Origin of the sequence: Sphingomonas psychrotolerans, from assembly GCF_002796605.1 — a bacterium.
GTDB lineage: Bacteria > Pseudomonadota > Alphaproteobacteria > Sphingomonadales > Sphingomonadaceae > Sphingomonas > Sphingomonas psychrotolerans.
In genome coordinates this window covers 524080-539482 of the sequence record NZ_CP024923.1, presented here as the reverse complement: position 1 = coordinate 539482, position 15403 = coordinate 524080, and the positions used below count along the sequence as shown (strand labels likewise).

At 60.2% G+C, this 15403-nt stretch carries 9 protein-coding genes, 1 tRNA gene, 1 pseudogene and 1 other annotated feature; of the genes and pseudogenes, 9 read left to right on the top strand and 2 right to left on the bottom strand.

Annotated elements, in window-relative coordinates:
* Window positions 1-81 precede the first annotated feature (81 nt).
* From CVN68_RS02320 to CVN68_RS02300, 5 genes are all read left to right on the top strand, one after another.
* Window positions 82-1020 carry an RcnB family protein gene (locus tag CVN68_RS02320; RefSeq protein ID WP_199560186.1) on the top strand — a complete coding sequence of 313 codons (939 nt, stop codon included), beginning with the start codon at window positions 82-84 and terminating at the stop codon, window positions 1018-1020.
* Between the two features lie 106 nt (window positions 1021-1126).
* Window positions 1127-1867, top strand: a complete 741-nt coding sequence (locus CVN68_RS02315) for a prolyl hydroxylase family protein (RefSeq protein ID WP_100280775.1) — start codon at window positions 1127-1129, stop codon at window positions 1865-1867.
* 61 nt (window positions 1868-1928) lie between these two features.
* Window positions 1929-3695: a single-stranded-DNA-specific exonuclease RecJ gene (gene recJ / locus CVN68_RS02310; RefSeq protein ID WP_100280774.1), complete on the top strand. Its 1767-nt coding sequence runs from the start codon at window positions 1929-1931 to the stop codon at window positions 3693-3695.
* 54 nt (window positions 3696-3749) lie between these two features.
* Window positions 3750-3824, top strand: a tRNA-Glu gene (locus CVN68_RS02305).
* A gap of 148 nt (window positions 3825-3972) precedes the next feature.
* Window positions 3973-4782: a tyrosine-type recombinase/integrase gene (locus CVN68_RS02300; protein WP_100280773.1), complete on the top strand. Its 810-nt coding sequence runs from the start codon at window positions 3973-3975 to the stop codon at window positions 4780-4782.
* A 435-nt stretch (window positions 4783-5217) separates the two neighbouring features.
* Here the strand turns inward: CVN68_RS02300 and CVN68_RS02290 are convergent, their stop codons facing one another.
* Both CVN68_RS02290 and CVN68_RS02285 read right to left on the bottom strand, forming a co-directional pair.
* Window positions 5218-5682: a response regulator gene (locus CVN68_RS02290; RefSeq protein ID WP_100280771.1), complete on the bottom strand. Its 465-nt coding sequence runs from the start codon at window positions 5680-5682 to the stop codon at window positions 5218-5220.
* Between the two features lie 11 nt (window positions 5683-5693).
* Window positions 5694-6878, bottom strand: coding sequence for a sensor histidine kinase (locus tag CVN68_RS02285; RefSeq protein ID WP_233503533.1), 1185 nt, complete (start codon window positions 6876-6878; stop codon window positions 5694-5696).
* A gap of 846 nt (window positions 6879-7724) precedes the next feature.
* Window positions 7725-7858, top strand: a sequence feature (AL1L pseudoknot).
* Here CVN68_RS02285 and CVN68_RS23770 point away from each other — a divergent pair.
* The 4 genes and pseudogenes from CVN68_RS23770 to CVN68_RS02265 form a co-directional block, all read left to right on the top strand.
* Window positions 7767-8012: pseudogene (locus tag CVN68_RS23770) on the top strand (IS3 family transposase); the annotation flags it as partial. It overlaps the preceding feature by 92 nt.
* 143 nt (window positions 8013-8155) lie before the next feature.
* On the top strand, window positions 8156-8665 hold the full coding sequence (locus CVN68_RS23765; RefSeq protein ID WP_233503532.1) for a DDE-type integrase/transposase/recombinase: 510 nt from the start codon (window positions 8156-8158) through the stop codon (window positions 8663-8665).
* Window positions 8666-9818: 1153 nt separating this feature from the next.
* The gene (locus tag CVN68_RS02270; RefSeq protein ID WP_233503531.1) at window positions 9819-13994 is read left to right on the top strand and encodes an RHS repeat domain-containing protein; all 4176 of its coding nucleotides are present in this window, start codon (window positions 9819-9821) and stop codon (window positions 13992-13994) included.
* 388 nt (window positions 13995-14382) lie between these two features.
* Window positions 14383-14865: a TIR domain-containing protein gene (locus CVN68_RS02265; protein ID WP_100280767.1), complete on the top strand. Its 483-nt coding sequence runs from the start codon at window positions 14383-14385 to the stop codon at window positions 14863-14865.
* Window positions 14866-15403 lie beyond the last annotated feature (538 nt).

Genomic DNA, 15403 nt, shown 5'->3' with positions numbered 1-15403 from the left:
GCAACCGCTCATCCGGCGGCGTCTAGTGCAAGTCCTATCATGTAGCCCGGCCCCTTGCCGGTCTCGACGGAGACAGTTGAGATGAAGAAGACCTTGCTCGCGGTGATTATCGCCGCAACGGCTCTGGTCCCGCCGGCAGCGCTTGCGCAGGATCGCGGACGCTGGGGCGGCCGCGATCGCTCGGGCGGTAACCAGTCGTCCGAAGTCCGCCAGAATCGCGGCGAATGGCGCCAGCAGCAGAGCCAACAGACACCGCAGGCGCAACCGCGCCAGTCGAACGGCGGCGAGCGCCAGCGCGGCGGCTGGAACCGTCCGCAACAGCAGCAACAGGCGCCGCAGCAGCAGGTTCCTCAGGCGGCGCCCCAACAGCGCGAGCAGCAACGCTGGGGCGGCAATCGCGGGGATCGCAGCCAGTGGAACAATACGGGCGAGCGCAGCCGCTGGTCGGGCAACCGTAGCCAGTGGAACGGGGGCGACCGCCGTCCCGACGCGGGCCAGCAGCAGCAACAGCAGCAGGTCGACCGGCAGCGCCAGCAATCTCGCGGCACCGATCGTAATCGCTGGAACGACGGCAACCGTGATCGCGGCCAATATGATCGCGGCAATCGCGACTGGAACGACCGCAACCGTACCCGCAACTGGAGCGGCGACCGCAATCGCTTCGACAGCAACCGCCGCGGCGACTGGAACAATGACCGCAATCGCAGCCGGTGGAACAACAGCTGGCGCAACGATCGCCGTTACGACTGGCGCGGCTATCGAAATGGCAACCGCAGCCTCTATCGCCTGCCGCGTTATTACGCGCCGAGCGGCTGGGGCTATGGCTATCGCCGCTTCGGGATCGGTTCGATGCTCGATTCGATCCTCTATTCGTCGAGCTACTGGATCAACGATCCGTATTATTACCGCCTGCCCGAGGTCGATGGCCCGTATCGCTGGGTGCGCTATTACAACGATGCGCTCCTGATCGATATCTACAGCGGCGAAGTGGTCGACACGATCCACGACATCTTCTGGTAAGGAAGCCCGCAGCCTTATCGGAGATCCTGGAGCCCGGTAGCGATGCCGGGCTCCTTGTCGTCGAAGCGGCTTGCAAATTCCGGCGCTGCGCGCGATTTCGTGCGCCGTGAGCAAGAACAAGAATGAGGGCAGGGTTTCGGGCGGCCCCTCCCCGGTCCGCGCGCGCATCGGCCGCGACGTTTCGTCGCGGCTCGAGGCCAATCCCGATGTCCGGCGTGCCAAAACCGACGCGGCGCAGATGTATACCTGTCCGGATTTCCTCAGCGCCGACGAGTGCGACACGCTGATCGAACTGATCGATTCCAATTCGCGGCCGTCCACTCTGCTCGCGGTCAGCCAGGACCCCGACTATCGCACCAGCCACAGCTCGGACCTGCACCGCTGGTCCGAGGAGATATTGACGATCGACCGGCGCATCGCCGACCTGCTCGGCATCCCCGAGGAGAATGCCGAGACGTTGCAGGGCCAACGTTATGCGGTGAACCAGCAATTCCGGGCGCATTGCGACTATTTCCAGGAGTCGAGCGACTATTGGCCGAAGATGAAGGAGACCGGCGGCCAGCGCACCTGGACCGCAATGGCCTATCTCAACGACGTGCCCGAGGGCGGCGCGACCTGGTTCCCCCGCGCCGGCATCCGCTTCAAGCCCAAGCGCGGGCTGCTCGTTGTGTGGAACAACATGACGCCCGACGGCACTCCCAATTACGATACGCTCCACGAAGGCATGCGCGTGCTCGAGGGGACCAAGTACATCGTCACCAAATGGTTCCGCGAAGGGCAGTGGATCAAGGACTATATCCAGACCTATGTCGCCGGCGGGATCGAGAACGCGCCGGGAACGGACTGAACCGCGACGGCGCACGAGTCCCGCTCTCGACATCCCCGCCCGCCCCGGCCAAACACCTGCCATGACCGCCGTACTCAACATTCACCGCTCGATCCTCGGTCAACCCTGGCGGTGGCGCGGGCTGGCGGCGGACGCACGCGATTCGAACTTCGCCCCCGACGACATCGTCACCCAGCTGCTGCTCACGCGCGGCTGTTCGCGCGAAACACTCGACGATCATCGCGCACCCAGCATCCGCGCCTTCATGCCCGATCCCTCGATCTTCCGCGACATGGACAAGGCCGCCGAACGCATCGCCGACGCAGTCGAGACAGGCGAGCAGGTCGCCATCTTCGGCGACTATGACGTTGACGGCGCCACGTCGGCGGCTTTGCTCATCCTGCTGCTGCGCGACCTCGGGCTCGAGGCCCGGCCCTATATCCCCGACCGGCTGATGGAAGGCTATGGGCCGTCGGGCGAGGCACTGGTCCGGCTCCACAGCGAAGGCGCGAGCCTGATCGTCACCGTCGATTGCGGCGCGCAGGCGTTCGAGGCACTCCAGATGGCCAAGGATGCCGGCGCCGACGTGATCGTCTGCGACCATCACAAATGCGCCGCGGAATTGCCGGTGGCGCATGCAGTGATCAACCCCAACCGGCTCGACGAAGGCGAAGGCGCCGCACACGGCCATCTCGCCGCGGTCGGCGTCGCATTCCTGCTCGGCGCCGCGCTGATCCGCACGCTCCGCGCGCGCGGCTGGTTCAAGGCATGCCCCGAGCCACGCCTGCTCGATCTGCTCGATCTGGTCGCGCTCGGCACCGTCGCCGACGTCGCGGCGCTGAAAGGCCTCAATCGCGCCTTCGTCGCACAGGGCCTCAAAGTCATGGGGCAGCGCCGCAACATCGGAATGAACGCGTTGATCGAGGCGTCACGCCTCACCCGCGCGCCCACCTGCACCGATCTCGGCTTCGCACTCGGGCCGCGGATCAACGCCGGCGGCCGGGTCGGACGTTCCGATCTCGGGGTGCGCCTGCTTACCACGCGCGATCCCGAAGAAGCCCGCGTGATCGCCGTCGAACTCGACCTGCTCAACGAGGAGCGCCGCGCGATCGAGGCCGAGGTCCAGCTCGCGGCCGAAGATCTGTGCCTCGCCAAGGACAATCGCGCCGTGGTGATCGTCGCGAGCCGCGGTTGGCATGCCGGGGTGATCGGCATCGTCGCCGGGCGGCTCAAGGAGAAGCTCGGCCGCCCGGCGATCGTCATCGCACTCGACGAGGACGGCGTCGGCAAGGGTTCGGGGCGCTCGATCCCCGGCGTGGATCTGGGCGCGGCGGTGCTGGCCGCCAAGGACGCGGGGCTGCTCCATGCGGGCGGTGGCCATGCAATGGCGTGCGGAGTCACAATTGCCGAGGACCGGCTCGAAGCCTTTGCCGATTTCCTCGAGGAGCGCCTCGCCGGGCGAGTCACCGCGGCGATGGGCGAGCGCGCATTGCTGCTCGATGCCGTGCTCGCGCCTGGCGGAGTCAATCCCGCGCTGGTCACTGCGATGGAGGCCGGCGGCCCCTATGGCATGGGCTGGCCCGCGCCACGCGTCGTCGCCGGTCCGATCACCGTCCTGAAGGCCGACGTGGTGGGTTCGGGCGGGCATGTCCGGGTCATCGTGGCGGGCGACGATGGCCGCAGCCTCAAGGCCGTCGCCTTCCGTCAGGCCGAAACCGAACTGGGCGCCGCTTTGCTTTCGGCACCCCGCCACCGCAAGCTGTGGCTCGCCGGAAGAGCCCGGATCGACGATTGGGGCGCCCGCCCGGCGGCGGAACTCCACATCGAAGATGCCGCCTGGGTCGATTGAGGTGCTTGACCCGGGCCGCAACCTTGCCTAACCGGCGCTTCCACGCTCCGGCATGGCCCCTTCGTCTAGCGGTTAGGACGCGGCCCTTTCACGGCTGAAGCACGGGTTCGATTCCCGTAGGGGTCACCAAAATGCCTTCCCAAAGCATCCCAAAACGTGCCTTAAATGGCTGTTTTCTGCGGTTTTTTGTGGTATAAGTATCCCAGTCGGATCGGTGAAATACCACTGCATACCAGCAATCTGATGGTATTTTTGATGGCACTCGCCGGTCGCTCGGATGGGAGATACCATCGTGGCATTGTCGGTTGTGGCGATCAAAGCGGCCAAGAGTCGCGGCAAGGCGTATAAGCTGAGCGACGGTGAGGGGCTCTATCTGCTCGTGACTCCGTCCGGCGGCCGATACTGGCGAATGAATTATCGCCACGGCGGCAGACAAAAGACGCTCGCTTTCGGCGTGTGGCCGGAAACCGGCCTGGCTGAGGCTCGCGCTGAGCGCGACGCCGCCCGCAGGGTGCTGGCGCGCGGCGAGGATCCTGCCGAGCGCATCAAGCTCGACCGGATCAGCGCAACGGTGGCCGCGTCAAACAGCTTCAAGGCCGTTGCCGATGATTGGCTGCTCAAGGTCGAGAAGGAAGGCCGCTCCGCTGTCACCATGAAGAAGCTGCGCTGGCTACTCGACTTCATCAACGCATCGATCGCCAAGCGGCCTATCGCCTCCATCTCTGCTCACGAGCTGCTGGAGATGCTGCGGAAGATGGAGAGCAAAGGTCGCTACGAGACTGCCAAGCGGCTCCGCAGCACCTGCTCACAGGTTTTCCGCTACGCCATCGCGACAGCACGGGCGGAGCGCGATGTCGCCGCCGATCTGCGTGGCGCCCTCATCGTGCCGAAGCCCGTCCATCGAGCCGCGATCACCAAGCCCAAGCCGGCTGGAGAGCTACTACGGGCCATCGAAGGCTTTGAGGGGCATCCGAACACTCGCGCCGCTCTTCGGCTCCTGCCGCATGTCTTCGTACGCCCTGGAGAGCTGCGCTTTGCCGAATGGGCGGACACCCCTCCGCGATGCGTAATTATCGTCGTGGGATGAATCATTTATGTAGCCGCCATACCGCCGTCCGCAGCTTTTGGACGACACCCCGGACGAGGTTTACGACTGCAATTGGGCGCACAGCTGCGATCCCGAGTTCTATGAACAAGCGTCCGCTTACGCCATCCAGGTGCCCGAAAGCGGCCGTTCCGATTTCCACCCACTTCCCGCCGTTCGGCTGCGCCGACCCGACGGTCGGATGCGACTGACCGAGATTGGGTGGAAAGCGGTCGGGCAGCTTTGATTCCCAAGGCGACGAAAAGCGGCCGCTCCTATTTGGCGAGGCCCGGTCATCAGCATGAAGATGAGACTTCGATCAGACTGCCATCGGGAGCCTTCTGCGGTCATTGCCCGCACCTGCGAAGTGCGGCGTAGCAGATCTGACCGTGAAAACTGGGCAGCCGGCCACGCCCTTCTCAGGCCACACGCGCCGCGCTAGGCGGCCGGCGCGAGATCAAAGCCCTCTTCGTCAAATACTTCGAGCTGGTCCGGCCTTGGCAGCGAAGCGTCGCCTCTCAGGCGAGCCAGCAGATAGGCTACGGCAAGCACCATCTCGGCGGCGTCATAGGGCTTGGGCATCGAGCCGATCGCCACCGTCTTGGCCGAGCTGGCCCGGCTGACCTGCCCGCTGATAAACAGGACCGGAATGCCCAGCGCCTTCAGCTGTTCGGCGAGCTGGATCCCGTCGTCACGCCCGGCGAGACGGATGTTGACCAGCGCCAGCGCGGGTTTTTCAGCCTTGGCGACTTCCAGCGCTTCGGCGTGACGATCGGTCAGGTCGAGGACCTTGTATCCTGACTCCTGAAGCTCGTCCCGGAGGGTTATCGCCACCAGCGCCTCGTCCTCGACGATCATCAGAGTCTGGGTCGCCGTGCCATCTTGCTGTGCGGTCATGATCATTCCTCTACTCGTCAGCTGCCGATCGCGCTGGATGCCGGGCGCGCGGCTGTGAGCAGCTCGCTTGCCGCTTCGGGCTCATCCTCCACCAAGGCGATCCGGGTATGTTTGATGGAAACTTGGGTCCCCGGATGCGCGGGTGTTACTTCGACCAAAGCGTTCAACTGTCCGGCCAGCGCTGCGACGATGCTGGCTCCCAGACCGGTCCGCACCGGCGCGGTCAGCGGCATGCCGACTCCGTCGTCGCGCACGCACAGGATCCAGTTCGGCCCGTGGAAATTATAATCGACCGTGATCTTTCCCGGCCGTCCATCGGGGAAGGCGTGCTTGAGTGCGTTGATCACCAGTTCAGTGACGATCAGGCCAAGGCTCACCGACACCCTGGCTTCGACCACGCCGTCTCCACCTTCTACGGTCAACGAGATCTGATCGACCTCGCCGATCATCGACGCCGAGATGCTTTCGCAAAGTCGGGTGAAATAGGCATGCACTTCGATGTCGCCGTCTTCGGATGTCGACAGCAGCCGTTCGAGGGCGGCAACGGACATCACCCGATGATGGGCGTTCTGGAGATGGCCGCGCGTCTCTTCCGACGTGGTCGTCCGCGCATTGCGCAGCAATACACTGGCGATGATCTGCAGACTGTTGGCGACCCGATGGCGAACCTCCTGTAAGAGAACGCGATTTCCGCGTGCCGCTTCCTCCTTCAGCGTCATGTCGGCCCGCGCATCCGTGACATCTGACACGGCAACGAGAATGCGCGTCTGTTCAAGATCGAGGTAAACCAGCCGCCTGGCCTGGACGATCAGATGCCGAACTTGCTGCTGCGGCCGTTGGACGTCGATGTCGCGGGCGTCCAGCGTCCCTTCACCCGACATTGTCGCGACCATCAAAGATCGCAATTGGGTACTATCCCATTCGCCGTCATCCAGGGCGTAGAGGGGTTGGCCCGTCAGCTGCGCCGCGTTGGCGCCGAAAACCGAGCAGAATGAAGTGCTTGCCGCGATGATTGTGAGTTGGCCATCCAGGAGCAACAGCGGCTCGGGCGAGGACGTGACGATAGCCAAGGTCAGGCTTAGCGCCACGTCTTCGGGACTATGCTTTTCGGCAGACATAATCAGCCTTGGAAAACCGAAGGCTCGCGGATGAAAGCCAGTGGCCGGGAAGTCGCGATAGGCAGAACGGGCGTGGGTCGACACCCTTGGGTGTGTTCGCGTGAAACTATAACGGATGGCGGCGTGCAAAGTTGCGGCAGTGAACAACGCCGCGACCGTCTCGCAGTTCACTATGCCAGCTTGACCTTACTATCCCCCAAAAAGCGGACGGCCCGCAATTGGCAGACCAAGCCGAAGCTCGGGACATTAAACAACGTCCGGTTCTCGGAAGCGGCGAGCCGGACCTGAACGTCCGGCTTTGGGGCGTTAGCGGTCATTCGCGCGACCTGTCCCGGAACGACCGCCTTCTGAAGTTTCGAGTCGTGAAGCTGCCGGTCAGCAAGCGGAACAACTCCTGCCGTTTGCCTTCCCACCCTCTCCGCCACTTCCTAATTTTACCGTATTGATATTTCTGGATTTTTCTCGGTAAGCGAAAATTCGGCCCCACTTACGGTCCCATTTACCTTCGGCGATCTGATGAGGCGTCGTCGGACGTCCTTGGCCCAGATCGCGCCCCAAAGGGCAGCCAATGCGCCGCGAAAGCCAATGCGCCGCGGAGACGCGCAAACCAGTCTCTGGTCTGGAGGCGGAAAGCTGTCGGTCGGCTAACGCCCCAAAAGCGGACGCGCGGAGGCTGTGCGGCCGATGCTCATTGGGCAACGGCGTTGAGTCGCTATTTGTCCTTCTCGCGAGGATCGACCTCGTAGCCAGATGGGGTCCGCACCAAGTCTCGTCGAAGAGGAATCGCACCAGTCGGCATGATCGCGGAGTAGATCGGCTGCGTTCCGGCCAGCGCGCCGGTGTCCCGACCGAGGTTGCCGACAAGGTGAAGGCGCTGGAGCGCGAGGTCCGTGAGCTGCGGCTCGCCAACGAGATTTTGCGCAGGGCGTCGGCGTATTTTGCGCAGGCAGAGCTCGGCCGCCCGTTCCGGCGATGATCGCGTTCATTGACGATCACCGCGATACCTATGGGGTCGAGCCGCCTAGGGGGTCGAGCCGATCTGCCGGGTCCTGCCGATCGCCCCATCCACCTACCACGAGCGCGTCGCGCCTGTCGGCACGGGCGCGTCAGGATGCGGCCCTCAAGCCCGAGATCGCGCGCGTGTTCGCTGAGAACTTCGCGGTCTACGTTGTGCGCAAGGTGTGGCGGCAGATGATGCGGGAGGGCTTTGCGATCGCCCGCTGTACCGTCGCGCGACTGATGCGTGAGATGGGCTTGGCAGGGGTGATCCGGGGCAAGCCGGTGCACACGACCATCAGCGACAAGGCGGCACCGTGCCCGCTCGATCACGTCAACCGCCAGTTGTTGCGCCAGCGCCGAACATGCTTTGGGTGTCAGACTTCGCCTGTGTCGCGACTTGGGCCGGGTTCGTCTACGTCGCCTTCGTCATCGATACCTATGCTCGGCGGATCGTCGGCTGGCGGGCCAGCAGGACGGCCCATGCCAGCTTCGTCCTCGATGCCTGGAACAGGCGCTTCACGATCACCGCCCGGCCCACCGGGGCGGCCTCATCCATCATAGCGACGCGGTCGCAATACGTGTCCATCAAGTACACCGAACGCCTCGCCGAAGCCGGGATCGAACCCTCGGTCGGCAGCGTCGGCGATAGCTATGACAACGCGTTGGCTGAGACTATCAACAGTCTCTACAAGGCCGAGGTCATCCATCGCCGCGGGCCATGGCGCTCCTTCGAAGCGGTGGAATACGCGACCCTCGAATGGATCGACTGGTTCAGCCATCGCCGGCTGCTGGAGCCCATCGGCAACATCCCGCCTGCCGAAGCCGAAGACCAATATTATGCTGCCGCAAACAACATCGATATGGTAGCCTGACTCACAATCAAACGCCCCCGGCAGCCCCGGCGCGGTTCACCATGATCAAAAATGAGTCGTTAGCGGAACTCGACAAGCTATTGGCGAATGGCAGTTAAGGAAGGTTCTCGCCTGAAAACTGCTGTCTCTCACTGGCTCGGCACAGCTGCCCCGGCATAAGGATCATAGCCGTAGGCCTCTGCGGCGCATTGGCCAGCGGCGACACGTCCGCAGAGATGAAGGGCACCGCCGGAGGCTCAGACGCACTTCCATCTCCAGGCATGATTTGCACGCCGAAAACGGTGCTCGAAGGCAAGATTCGCATAAAACTACTGACCCGTGATCGAGTGATGGGCAAGTTCCGCCTGCTAGACCGCCGAATTCCGCCGCGCTTGTCAAATTGGCGAATTTGGGATTTCTTGCACGGTGGGTGGCCGACTCGAACGTGGCTTGATTTGATCGAGCGGTGTCGGACGGAACTTTTGCCAATAGGAGGTCTCATGCCACGACTGCATTTTCGCTTGATGCTCGTGCCAATCCCGCTTGGTCTGGCGCAAGTCGCAATAGCTTCCGAAACCGTCACCTACACCTATGACGCGCTAGGCCGTCTAGTGAGCAGCAGCACGAGCGGCGGTCCCAATACCGGCACCGCTACCGGCACCTGCTTTGATGCTGCCGGCAACCGCTCGCAATATGTCGTGGGATCAAGTGTTCCCAGTTGCGCCACCCAAATCTCGCGGCCTTCCGACCGCTCAAAGGCCGTCCTGGCCGGGCCCCGACTGGCCCAAGGCAAGTGACAGCTACGCAACGATGGGAAGGTTGACGGCGATCCCGCCGTTATTCCTCAACTCCCACCAATAACCTCTACCCGGGGGAACTCATGATAGCAGGTTGTGCACACGTTCAGATCAAAAGCCCGAACGAGAGACACGGGATCGCAACAGCGCTGAGCGTGGGACCAGTAGCCCGCCTACTCAATTATGCCGTGCGGAGGCGGTCTTCCCAGACCCACGACGTCGGGACGTACACCGCTTCATGGAGACGGATTCGAGGGCTTCGTCCGGCAGCTGCGATTCTCTCGGTATTCATATCATTGTCGCCAATTCCGGCCTTATCTCAGGAAACTAGTGCCGAGGAGATTCCGGTAATAAGTCACCAACCCGATTCAAACGGAGTGGACTTGGCATTTGGTACATATTCCACCCCGTCGCCTTTCGACATCAACGTACCGGCAGCTGGAAATCTAACTGACAGGGCAGCTTTTAACGGCCGACGGATGACCCACAGCCTCAAGGTATATCTGTTCGATAGGTACTACACCTCCACTGGAGGAGATCCGGCCGGCGAAACAGAAACTCGCGACGTGCGATTACATGTTTCTGGCGAGGATAAGCTTTTTAAATGCACGGGAACAGTCCACTGCACACAAACATCTAAATTAGACGGATCTATCCTCTATAGAAATACTTCTAATAAATACACCTACCAAGATAAATCGGGGGTAAAGTATGACTTCTTTCTACCGTATACGTTCCGAAACGACCTTCCGTGCGAGGATGGTGAAATTTACTGTACAATCCACGGTTCGGATGCGTTCGTATCCACGATAACCTATCCAAGCGGCGAGAAGCTTAGTTTCAGTCCATATTCGTCGGTGTCAAACGTGGCTGGCGGCGTATCGGTAGTCGACACCGTCTCCAGCAATCTAGGTTATGCTATTTCTTTTACCTATACGCTTCCATCAAGCTATGTCCCATTTAACAATCCCGGGTTTAACTGGCTGAATAGCATCCCTGGTGATAGAAGTGTGGTCACGAGCATGCGCAAGGGCGGTAATGGCCTCAGGTCCGTTTCCACTTCCGTCGTGATGTCCGGCGCACATAATGCTGACGTGAATATAACGCAGCAGGATGACATATCGCGAAACTATCAGCTCAAGCTACATGCTAATGCGACAGTTACGTGCAATAACGTAGTCGACTACACCGGTTACCTACCAATCAAAACCGTATCCCCTGCCGGTGTGACTACTGACATATCCTATGCTTATGTAGGTGCGGGAACGCCATATAGCTACCTATCTGTCGGAAATAGATGGCCAGTAAGCTCGGTTACGAGAAATGGTCGAGTGTGGAACTATACGTGGGGAACCTTGCCTGGAAGCGCCTCAAATGCACAAGATCCCGCCGGCGGGACAAGATCGGTGAAAGCCAATGGGAAATACATAGATGAGGGCGGGGCGATTGGATGCCCCCCACCCGCTAATTCCGTTAATATTGATAGCTCATCCGACCCGCTATCACGGCAGACGCAATTCGCTTACGACCCCATCACTGATCTTCAAACACAGGCCACGCTTCCGGCGACGAACGGCTTCTCCTATCAATACGATACTCGCGGAAACATCACCAAGGTTACTCGGTCGGGGCCGGCAGCCTCCGGCATTAGCCAAACGGTTTTCGAAGCCGGCTTCGATGCGGCGTGCACCAACCCGGTAACATGCAACAAGCCGAATTGGACGAAAGACGCGAACGGAAACCAAACGGACTACATCTACGATCAGGTGCATAGCGGTGTATTAACCCTTACGTTACCAGCCGATGCGAGTGGGATCCGTCCGCAAAAGCGCTACACTTACGCCGCCTATGACACCGGAGATGGGCTCCTCTACCGCGAGACCGAAGTCTCCTCATGCGCAACGGGGAATAGTTGCTTGGGGACAGCGGCGGAAACGAAGGCCGTCACGGCCTATTGGGGGGGCACGCTCCTGCCGTCGACGGTGACGCAAAGCGCCGGGGACGGTTCCGTCTCATCTGCCACGGGCTACGGCTACGATGATGCAGGGCATCCAATCCAAATCACCGATGCGCGAGGTAACGTCACATATCGGCGCTACGATGGGGTCGGACGCCCGATCGGCGAGATCAAGCCGCCATCTAGCGATGGGACGCGCCAGGCGCGGCGCATCGGCTACAATGGCGATGATCAGGTTCTAACCGAAGACAAGGGCACCGTTACCGACGTCACAGACACCGCATGGGCGGCATTCAGCCTCTGGCAAAGATCAGAGAACAGTTACGATGCTTCAGGTCTGCAGGTGAAAACGGTTGTGTCGGACGGCAGTGGTGTCGTCCGGGCAGTAACCCAATACAGCTATGATGCCGCCGGCCGCCTCGAATGCACAGCCCAGCGAATGAATCCGCTTGCATTCGCAAGTTTGCCATCGAGCGCATGCTCGTTAGGCTCGGCGGGCGATCAGGGCCCCGACCGGATCACCAAAAACGTTTATGATGCAGCCGGGCAGTTGGTGCAAATCCGAAAGGCTGTCGGAACGAGCATCGAGCAAGCCTATACCACCTACAGCTACACACCGAACGGGAAGCACGAGTATGTCGTCGATGCGAACGGAAATAAGGCTCGCTTGGTCTATGACGGATACGATCGCCAAACGCAGTTGCAATTTCCCTCCGCGACTCCGCCGAGCGCTTACGACTTCTCCACTCAGGCTAATGCACTTGCGACGTCGGGCGCCGTCGATGCTAATAATCGCGAGGAGTATGCCTACGACGCGAATGACAAACGCACGAGCCTGACGAAGCGAGATGGAAGAATGATAAGCTACGTCTACGACGCGCTTAATCGTCTCTCGTCGAAATCCTATCCAAACGGTGGCGCGCGAGCGGTCTACTATCAATACGACCTTCGCGGGTTGCAGACGGCAGCTCGTTTCGACGGGCCTACGGGTAGCGACGCCGTAACGAACAACTATGACGCGCTCGGCCGCCGAATCCTCAGCACCACGAGCATGGAGGGCATGAGTTGGGCTCTGGCATTCCAGTATGACGCGAACGGTCAACGTACTCGGATCACTCACCCAGACGGGGTGTATATCGAGTATAACCGGGATCCACTCGGCCGAGTTGATTCGATCAATGCCAATGGTTCGAGCAGCCTCATTCAAATGCAATATAGCTCACAAGGGCAGCTCAGCAGCATCAAGCGCGCGCTGACTGGAGGAATTTGGGGAGCTCCCACAAGCTACACGTACGATGGGATCGGAAAGCTGGAGATTCTCTCCCACGACGTGTCCGGCACTTACGATGTCAGCTACTCTTTTGGCCACAACGCAGCTGGGCAGATAGTCAGCCAGACGCGTGATAACGACAGCTATGCCTACGCCGGTTATCTGGCTGTTAATCGTAACTACGTGAAAAACGGGTTAAATCAATACACTAGCGCAGGTCCCGCCACCTTTACTTATGACACCAATGGCAATCTAACTTCGGATGGCACCAACAGCTTCACGTATGACGCCGAAAATCGAATGATAACCGCGTCAGGCGGATGGACGTTGACCTACGATCCGCTGGGAAGATTATGGCAGAACTCGCAAGGCGGCACGAGCGGGTCGCGAATGCTCTGGGACGGGGACGAATTGGTCGATGAGTACAGCTTTCTGGGCCAGCACTTTTCCCGCCAGGTGCATGGAGAAGGCCCGGACGATCCGCTGGTCCAGTTCAATGGTGCCGGACTCAGTTCACCGATCTTCAACTTTGCAGACCATCAGGGCTCTATTATCGCCCAGGCGGACGCTGGCGGAAACGTCCTGAGAACTTTGAAGTATGACGAACATGGCGTGCAGACCGGAAACGAGGGGCGCTTCCAATATACGGGTCAGATATGGCTACCGCTAGGAATGTACTACTATAAGGCCCGTATGTACTCGGCGACGCTCGGCAGATTCATGCAAACCGATCCAGTCGGCTACGAAGATCAAATGAACCTCTACGCCTATGTCGCAAACGACCCCATTAACACAATCGACCCTTCTGGCGAAACTGGATACTACGTTTCGCGGGCTGCTGGAGGCACTAGAGGAAGGGCCGATCACGCTTTTATTGTCGTTGCTGACTATCCAGGTGGACCAATTAAAGCGATATTTTCATACTCAGATATAGATGGATCCCTGAAGTCTTCTTGGAACGACACAAGTCGGGATAGCACTCTCAGGGCGGACGTAGCGGTTTGGAATAGCTTAGACACTCCCAAGCAGCAGGAGATTGGAGCTACCTTTAACATAATCGATGCGACGGACCAATCTCTCGTGGCATCTGGAAATGCTGTTAATCGCACTCTGCAATCGGGAGAGGTTGGTTATTCCGCGCTTCCGGCTTTGACTCCGTCCGGCTGTAATAGCAATTGCGCGGCCGCGGCAGTCGCTAATATAGCTAAAGAAGATAACGATGACCCTAGCGACCATCCGGCCCCAGCAAATTCTAGATGGGCACCCGGTCGCGCGCAGAGTGATAGAATAGAAGATCGTATAAAACCGAAGCGCGAAGGATATTAGTGTGAGAGTTGCATGCCTTATCGCTTTTAGCCTGATCCTGATCTCAGGCTGCACGGATTTTGGTGGAGAAAAGGGGGTTATGGATATTCGTAAAAAGCTGGTCATGGGTAGCGATTTTGTGAACAACGAGCCCATGTTGTCCAAGTTTGGATGGTTACGAGTATTCGGAGAAGACTGCGCTTTGGGGGTAAAAACTAGTACCGATCTTGTCTATATAAAGGGAGCAGATCCATCTCACTCTCTAACACTAACGTATGATAGAAGTTGCAAGCTCGAGAATGTCGCAGTCAAAAAACGCACGGTTAGAGAGCTATAAATACCGACCTACCATGGGAGCTTTCAGGCCCATCGACAGTGAGCGCGTGAAGACCGTGCAGGATCGAAGCCTGTGGAAAGCCGCAAGAGCTTCAACGCGGAGTATCTCCGGAAATCAATCAGCAAGAACATCGTCGGCACAAGCGCAACCTGCGTGCTAACCGGCGAGAATACTTGGGTGCGGTCATGGTGCCGATTTGAGATTGCTCGATCGTTGCTTAACGGCAACGGCATCTTCGCCGTTCGGATCGATCACCTCTGGTGCATTGGGCAGCGCTGTTACGGGGAATGGGGACCGAACCCGCTCGACTATATCGCGGTGGGCAGAGACGCACAGGGCCGCATCTACGTTTATGAATACATCGGCGGCGGCTGGCACAAGATGGAGAGCATGTCCAAGCAGCTGATGCGGTGGCCCAAGTGGCTGGCGCCGGTTGCCAACGGATATGTGCAGCCGCTCTCCACGGGTGCGCCAATCTACGACTATGATAGCCAGAACGGGGTCCGGCGGTTGCTTTATTGGGCTAACCAAGCTGCGAAGGCCGCGGGGCGCTGAGTTAGTCTCAGATTATCGTATAAGCGAATGGACAAGCCGCCGCCTCAGACAATACGCTTTGATCCCACGCGTTCGCCAGCGTCAGGTGATGGTTTCGGACGTTCACCAAAGCACTCGATACGACGTTGCCGGTGGCCGAAATCGCCGTAGCTTCGCGCGAATGTCCGACTCCAAGGCCGCCTGCCTCAAATCTGACTATCAGCAATCGGCCCATTTTCGGGCGTTCTCAGAGCATCTCGTTTACACCGAGAGGGTTGACGGTCCGAACGACCGCTTTGTCGGTAGTGGCGGCGGAGAGCCGCCAGTCTGCTAGCGGCCCAGTTCCAGCCGCTCGCTGCGCCGGGCGCTACGATGGCAGCTAATGGGCCGTCAGCGGCGTGGCAGGTTCAATGCGTTATAGCCGTCGAACCCCCCGCCACGTCGGTCGCGGGCGCCCTCGGCATCGCCGCAGGTCTGCGGGATCCGCGCGTCGAACTCCTGCCGTAAGCGGTATGCTTGACTGATACGGTCCTTCTGCGGACAACGCTCAAATGCCTAA

Coding starts and splice junctions, on each gene's coding strand:
- CVN68_RS02320 (WP_199560186.1), top strand. CDS start 82: ATGAAGAAGACCTTGCTCGCGGTGATTATCGCCGCAACGGCTCTGGTC.
- CVN68_RS02290 (WP_100280771.1), bottom strand. CDS start 5,682: ATGATCATGACCGCACAGCAAGATGGCACGGCGACCCAGACTCTGATG.
- CVN68_RS23765 (WP_233503532.1), top strand. CDS start 8,156: ATGCTTTGGGTGTCAGACTTCGCCTGTGTCGCGACTTGGGCCGGGTTC.
- CVN68_RS02300 (WP_100280773.1), top strand. CDS start 3,973: ATGGGAGATACCATCGTGGCATTGTCGGTTGTGGCGATCAAAGCGGCC.
- recJ (WP_100280774.1), top strand. CDS start 1,929: ATGACCGCCGTACTCAACATTCACCGCTCGATCCTCGGTCAACCCTGG.